Annotated in this window: 6 protein-coding genes; 2 read left to right on the forward strand and 4 right to left on the reverse strand. The window is 31.5% G+C overall.

The window, feature by feature from the left end:
• A partial coding sequence (locus VNJ50_RS14510) for an AAA family ATPase (protein WP_325583015.1) occupies nt 1-953 on the reverse strand: 953 nt, incomplete at its 3' end.
• Between the two features lie 376 nt (nt 954-1329).
• Here VNJ50_RS14510 and erm point away from each other — a divergent pair.
• Entirely contained in the window at nt 1330-2130 is an 801-nt protein-coding gene (gene erm, locus VNJ50_RS14515) for a 23S ribosomal RNA methyltransferase Erm (RefSeq protein WP_109360834.1), read from the forward strand.
• Nucleotides 2131-2341: 211 nt separating this feature from the next.
• On the opposite strand, the gene mobV is transcribed toward erm, so the two are convergent.
• Nucleotides 2342-3349, reverse strand: a complete 1008-nt coding sequence (gene mobV / locus VNJ50_RS14520) for a MobV family relaxase (protein ID WP_325583016.1) — start codon at nt 3347-3349, stop codon at nt 2342-2344.
• A gap of 655 nt (nt 3350-4004) precedes the next feature.
• Here mobV and VNJ50_RS14525 point away from each other — a divergent pair.
• Nucleotides 4005-4985 (forward strand): replication initiation protein, encoded by a 981-nt coding sequence (locus VNJ50_RS14525; RefSeq protein ID WP_325583017.1) that lies wholly within the window; start codon nt 4005-4007, stop codon nt 4983-4985.
• Nucleotides 4986-5312: 327 nt separating this feature from the next.
• On the opposite strand, the gene VNJ50_RS14530 is transcribed toward VNJ50_RS14525, so the two are convergent.
• On the reverse strand, nt 5313-5618 hold the full coding sequence (locus VNJ50_RS14530; RefSeq protein ID WP_325583018.1) for a type II toxin-antitoxin system RelE/ParE family toxin: 306 nt from the start codon (nt 5616-5618) through the stop codon (nt 5313-5315).
• Complete coding sequence (locus tag VNJ50_RS14535; RefSeq protein ID WP_325583019.1) at nt 5619-5840, reverse strand: hypothetical protein; 222 nt, start codon at nt 5838-5840, stop codon at nt 5619-5621.
• Nucleotides 5841-6471: the final 631 nt, after the last annotated feature.

Raw genomic sequence — 6471 nt, forward strand, 5'->3', positions numbered from 1 at the left:
AGAAAAGAATATGCAACATCTATAAGAGCTTTTCTTTTTTCGCCTGAGCTCAATTCACTTACAGGAATTAATTTTGTCCCAGTTTTCGGCTTTTTATTTAGAACTTTTATAGAAAAATAAGCTTCTATTATTTTAGAGACTAGGTCGGGCATTGTAAGGCTATTTTTATGATAACCTTTATATTCATACTCTTCCAAAATACTTTCCACATCTTTAACAAAACTATTTAAATCCTTATTAATCTGTCTTAGGGTGCCAGGTCTAATAGCTTTTACAATTTCATCTTGTATGTTTTTATCCATTAGTTTCTGCATTTCTACAGTTTCTAATTTGGTATAAGTAAAGACATCCGTTTCAACAGGTATATATAAATAAGAATAATGAGAAATTAAGTAGTCATAAAATCCTTTGAAGTAATTCTGAATTTCTTCGTCACTAGATTTAATAGCGGGGCTTTCCCCAACAAAATCTATATAATTTTGATAACCACCAAAGTATATTGAGTTGTCGTTATGTTTTTTACCTACAATTAGTAAAAAGTAATCTTCTTTATTGTAAGATTTTTTTAACTCTGACTTATGGCTATTAAATTCAGAGGAACTTTTAGACTTGGTTTTTAAGTTATTATTCCAAATAAAATTTGAAAGCTTTTCAGCTTTCTCATAAAGTTCTTGGTCTGCTGTTTTTGTGTTTTTTAATTTGCTTTTTTTAATCAAAAATACTGGTGCGATATAAGGGAAGTTATCGCCACCAACGCCTTCATTCTTAGCTTCATTGTTAATAGGCCAATCGTTATTCTTTTTGTTTAAGATACAATCAATTGCTTCTAAAACAGAACTTTTTCCAACACCATTTTCTCCTATTAAACTAGAAAATCCAACTCCTTCTGAAATTGGAATAAAGGTAATTCCCTTATAAATTTTGAAATGTCTTAGAAATATTGATGTTATCATTTAGTTTTTTTTAATTAGGCACAACGGCTACGGCTATGGCAAGTGCGGGATTTCAAGGCACTTGCCTTTCCGTTTAGCGATTAGTTTATTTTGTGTAATTACTTTCATTCTAGTACCTTAGCCCGCATTTGCTATAGCCGATGTTGTGCGTTCGGCTTTTTTTCTTTCAATTTATTCTTTGTTATTCTAGGCAAAGTTAATATCTTTGTGCTCTAATAATTACAATTTCTGCATTATGTCTTGTTTTATCAAGTTATGGACTTCTATCAAGTGATAGGCAGTCCTGAGTAAAAATCCTTATTTTTTTTGGTATAGACAAAACGTCTATTAATTTTCCACGATTTGAATTCAAGTATTCACCTGTAAGAAGTAAATAATGACAAAAAAGAAATTGCCCGTTCGTTTTACGGGTCAGCACTTTACTATTGACAAAGTGCTTATTAAAGATGCAATAAAAGAATCAAATATAAATCAACACGATACAGTTTTAGATATTGGAGCTGGTAAGGGTTTTCTAACTGTTCATCTCTTAAAAAATGTCGATAAAGTTATTGCCATTGAAAACGATGTTGCATTAAGTCAACATTTGCGCAAAAAATTCATTCACGCTCAAAACGTTCAAGTGGTTAGTTGTGATTATAGAAATTTTGTGGTTCCGAAAGTTCCATTTAAAGTAGTTTCAAATATTCCTTTTGGTATTACATCTGATATTTTTAGTAGTCTGATGTTTGAAAATGTCGAATATTTTCTATGCGGTTCAATTATCCTTCAGTCAGAACCGGCAAAAAAATTGTTTTCAAGTAAGGTTTATAACCCATTGACAGTACTTTATCATACCTATTATGATTTGAAATTCCTGTATGAGATAAATCCTGAAAGTTTTTTGCCACCACCAACTGTCAAATCAGCACTTTTGAGAATTGAAAGAAAACAGATTTCATTAGATATTGGGCTTAAGGTTAAGTACTTAAATTTTGTTTCGTATATGTTACAAAAACCTGATTTAACAGTCAAAACAGCTATGAAGTCTATTTTTAGAAAAAAACAAGTTAGGTCAATTTCAGAAAAATTTGGAGTTGACCTTAATTCCAAAATTGTCTGTTTGTCTGCAAATCAATGGAAAAATTGTTTTTTAGAAATGCTCAAAGTTGTTCCTGAAAAATTTCATCCTTCATAACTATACTGTAGATGTTTTTTAAATTTTCTGTGTAGCAATGTTGTTTTTTTAGCTGACGCACAACGTCTTCTTTACGCAACTTTTCTTTAAACATTCGTATATACATTTAAATTTGGATGTTATACGCAATAATATTCTATTTCAAAATTTACTTTCCAAAAATAAGCAATTAAATAATAAAAACATTATGATGAAAAATAAAATGGTGGTATTACATTCTCATACCTCTGTTTCGCGGGCGTTGTTCTTGGTCCAAATCTCGTTCCGGATTTCTTCTTTGCTTCAGCTGTTCTTCTTGCTCCTGTTTCAATTGCTCTATTTCCTGTATTCTTTGATGATACCTCTTTGCAAGTAATTCTGGATCATTAATTAAAACTCCTATTTCCTTTATTTTAGTTCTTAAATTGGTATTCGCTTCCCCAACTTCTTTTAATTTAAAATCCTTTCTCTTTATCTCCTTTTCTTGTTGGATAATATCTTTTGTTAAACCTATGGATAAACTTGCAAGGCTCTTGTTTTGCTCAATGATTTCTTTTGTGTTTATAGTGAATCCTAAAGGCTTTTTTGGTTCTACTATTTCTATTTTTCTATCTTTCCATAATTTTTCAGCTGCATCCTGTCGAGCGTAATATTCCAAAGCTGTTTCATGCTTTATTCCTGTTCTTTCTAATCCTCTTTTTAACCCGAATCCAGCCATTTTATTTGCATAATCGGTTTGCATATCTCGCATTTCTTTTTTTCCTTTTGTATATTCTTTGGCTGATAATCTTCCATCCTTGGTCAAAGGAACAGTGATAGCGTGGATGTGTGGTGTTCTTTCATCAACGTGGAGAACAAATCTTACAATGTTTTCTTTTCCATAGCGTTCTTGCATCCATTCTTTATTGGCTTTTATCCATTGTTCTTTTTTCTTTTCATCGGCAAAGATATCTTTCATCTGCTCATGGCTACCCGTTAGGATGTGAGTTTGAAATCTAACCGCATCTTTTCTTATAGCCTTTTCGCCTTTATATCCCTCTTTGATTCTGTCCCTTACTGCTTGTGGTAAAGACTTTTCACAATGCTTATTAAGTATAAAGCTTCTATTGTTTTTAGTCTCTTCATGTTTACGATGTTCGAATGTATTCCATCCACCCATACTTTCTTTGCGGTCGATATGTTTCCCAATTCCACCGCTTCTACCTTTTCCTTTTTCTACGTGATAAACTGCGTATCCCATACCTGTTTTTACTTTCTTTAAATTTGACTTGTCGAATTTATAAAAACTCCGCAAAGCTGGAGTTTTTAAGCCTCGCAGAGCCCGCACTTTGGTACAAAGTCTAGTGGGCTATACTTCTATTCAGAACGGTGCTTCAAAGATACCATTTGTTTTTGTTTTCCCAACGTTCTGGATTTTTCTTTTTTCATTCTTCTTTCTCAATTCTTGTATAACAAGTTTTGAGAACTGAAGAATGATGCAATTTCCTGTTTTCTTTTGCATTTTTCCCCTAAACCTAATGTTGTGTTATATAAACACACTTGTTATATGCTTATCAAATGTTTTACTGACACACCTTAAACATATATTACATAACAGTTACAGAGGATTAAAAAAAACCCAACTACGACTTTTAGAGTGTTAACTACGACTTTTAGAGTGTTAAAAGAGTATCTAACTACGACTTTTAGAGTGTTAAACCATTTTACTGCGCAATTTTAGTTGCATGTCGTAATTAATTTATTACTTTTGTCTCTATCAAATGACATGATAATAAAATAATAGTATATAAAAAAATAAACTGCTGTTTATTAGGTAGATACATTCTAACTACGACACAATGAGTGTTAAAAAAGTGTGCTCTGCCTAATTTTACAACTCTAAAAAAAATGATTCTATGGTAAATAAAAATGTTATTCAATCGTACCTCCTAACTGTTGCAAGATATGATGCAAACATATATGCAAAGCGCATCTTGCTACATATAGTCAAAGCTAATCAAGACTATCTGCAAGGCGAAAAATTAAGTGGTGTCATAAATATTGATGAAGATTTATTTAAAGATAGGGAGTATTCTTTTGACATCAAGTCTATCTTAGGTGATGATGAGGATAATAATTATGATAGAATTATCAAAGCTTTCCATTCCTTACAAGATAGATTTATTCAGTTCGGGGATGGAGAAGGTGGAAGTGTGAGATTATCTTTTATTGAAAGAGTTTACGCAAAAAAACGCTCTGGAATTGTAAAGTTTCGCATGTCTGAACTTATGTATAAAGCATTTGCAGACTATTCTCAAGGTTTTAGGAAGTATGAGTTTGGATTAACTATGTCGTTTGATTCTGTTTACTCAATTCGATTCTATGAGCTTATGAGTGGTCAAAAAAAACCTCTAACCTACACAATTGATGATTTGAAAAAAATGTTTAGTTTAGGAGATAAATATAAGCGTCCATCAGATTTTGTGAAAAGAGTTATAGAACCAGCACAAGCAGAATTAAATGAAAAAAGTCCTTATACTTTTTCATTTAAATTGAATAAAAAAGGTCGTTCTTTTCACTCAATTACTTTCACTCCCATCTTCCAACCACAATACGCAAGCGAAGAAGCAGAAAAGCACGAACTCGCTAAAAAAGTAGGCTCTTCTGCTTATTTATCAAGAACAGAAAGAACTTATTTAAATGAACACTTTCAAATGTCTCCTAAACAAATAAAGAATAACCATGATACGTTTTTTGATGCTAAAAAGAAACATGGGGATTTCCTTCTTAATTTTTTTGATAAAGTAAGGATAAACGCACATAGAAACAATGCAACAAACAAGATTGGATATCTTATTTCAGCACTAAAGAAGGACTTGGAGAATGATTTAGATTAAATTTCTCCACACTCCTACTGGTCGTAAACTCCAGGGCAAATTAAAAATTCCAGGAAAGGATTAAAAATTATTTCTGTAACCTCGATTTTATGGCATTTTTTGGCATTTGGATCATAAATCCAAATGGTAAGAAATGGTAGAAAATGAGGAAACAACCGTAAGGGCGTTAGTTTGCATTTTAAAAACACTCTCAAAACAACTATAGAAGAGATGCAAATAACTTTTAAAGCAAATACTGATACTATACAGGGGGGAAACATAGTAACGTCTTAAATCGTCTATAAATGCTTTTTAGCTGTTTGCTTTTTTAGAAAGTAGTTTATCTTTTCATTCTATATCTTTTTTAAGCTTGTCCGGATGCTGTCTTGTGTCGAAAATTGTTATGATTTCAATTTCTTTTTTATCCAAATTAACTCTGTAGTAAAATGTTGTTTGTTTAGTTACAACACATTTATAAAGATTTTCAAATCCTGATGTAGTAGGGCAACTATTTGGTTGTAGAGATATTTGTTTAATTTTTTCAGATAGTTTTGAAATAAATTTATCTCTTGTTTTTAAATTCCAGTTTTCTAATAAATATTCCGAAAGCTTTAGGAGTTTTGATTCGGCAAGTTCAGATAAGAATACTTTCATTTACTGTGAAATTTTCTTTAAAAAAGAATCATAAGATATTCTTTTTCCATTATTCAAATCCTCAATTCCCTTTTTTATTTCTTTCTGTTCAGACAAACTTAATTCATTCCAAAAGTCATTTTTTTCTTTTTTCACGAAATCTGATACACGTTGAATAAATTCGGAATTTTCATTATCCAAAATAGCCTTGAGTAATTCCAGTTTTGTTGTTTGTGTGTCCATTTTAAAAGTCTTATTAAATCAAATTTACAAAAAATATCGCACGGTTTGTTTTTTTTGTATGAAGCCCAACGTTTTTCAGCTATACGCAGGCAGGGCATTTTACCACAAAACTTCCTACGAAGAACTGAACTTCAAATTTACCATTTTCCTGTCTTACGAAGCACGAACCCCCTGCTTGCGTATAGGTGATGTTATGCGGTCGGCTTTCATTTTCTCTTCTTTCTCGTTAATTTGTCAAGCAAAGTTACTAAATTTGCCGTTGTATAATTATAAAAGAATATCTCTATGTTTTGTCTTTGCAGACTACGGACTTCTATCTAAGTGATAGGCAGTCCTGAATAAATTCCAATCAATCTTTTAGGTCAAGACAATCAGTCTATGCTTTGTTTATGCCGTCATTTTTTTGATGGCGTTGCTTTGTCATAGTTGCTCTGTCGGGTAATACTGTCTATTCACTTCTCCACGATTTGAATTCAAGTATTCACCTGTAAGAAGTTACTAATGACTGATGTTTCGCAGTTAGAAATGAAGTTGATAATCAGAGAATAAGAGATAAAAAAAGCAGCATATTTTAGCTAATATATCATTGAAAATGATTATCTTAGCGATGGAAACCAAACCATTAAAATAT

It is taken from the genome of Gelidibacter sp., assembly GCF_035577925.1.
GTDB lineage: Bacteria > Bacteroidota > Bacteroidia > Flavobacteriales > Flavobacteriaceae > Gelidibacter.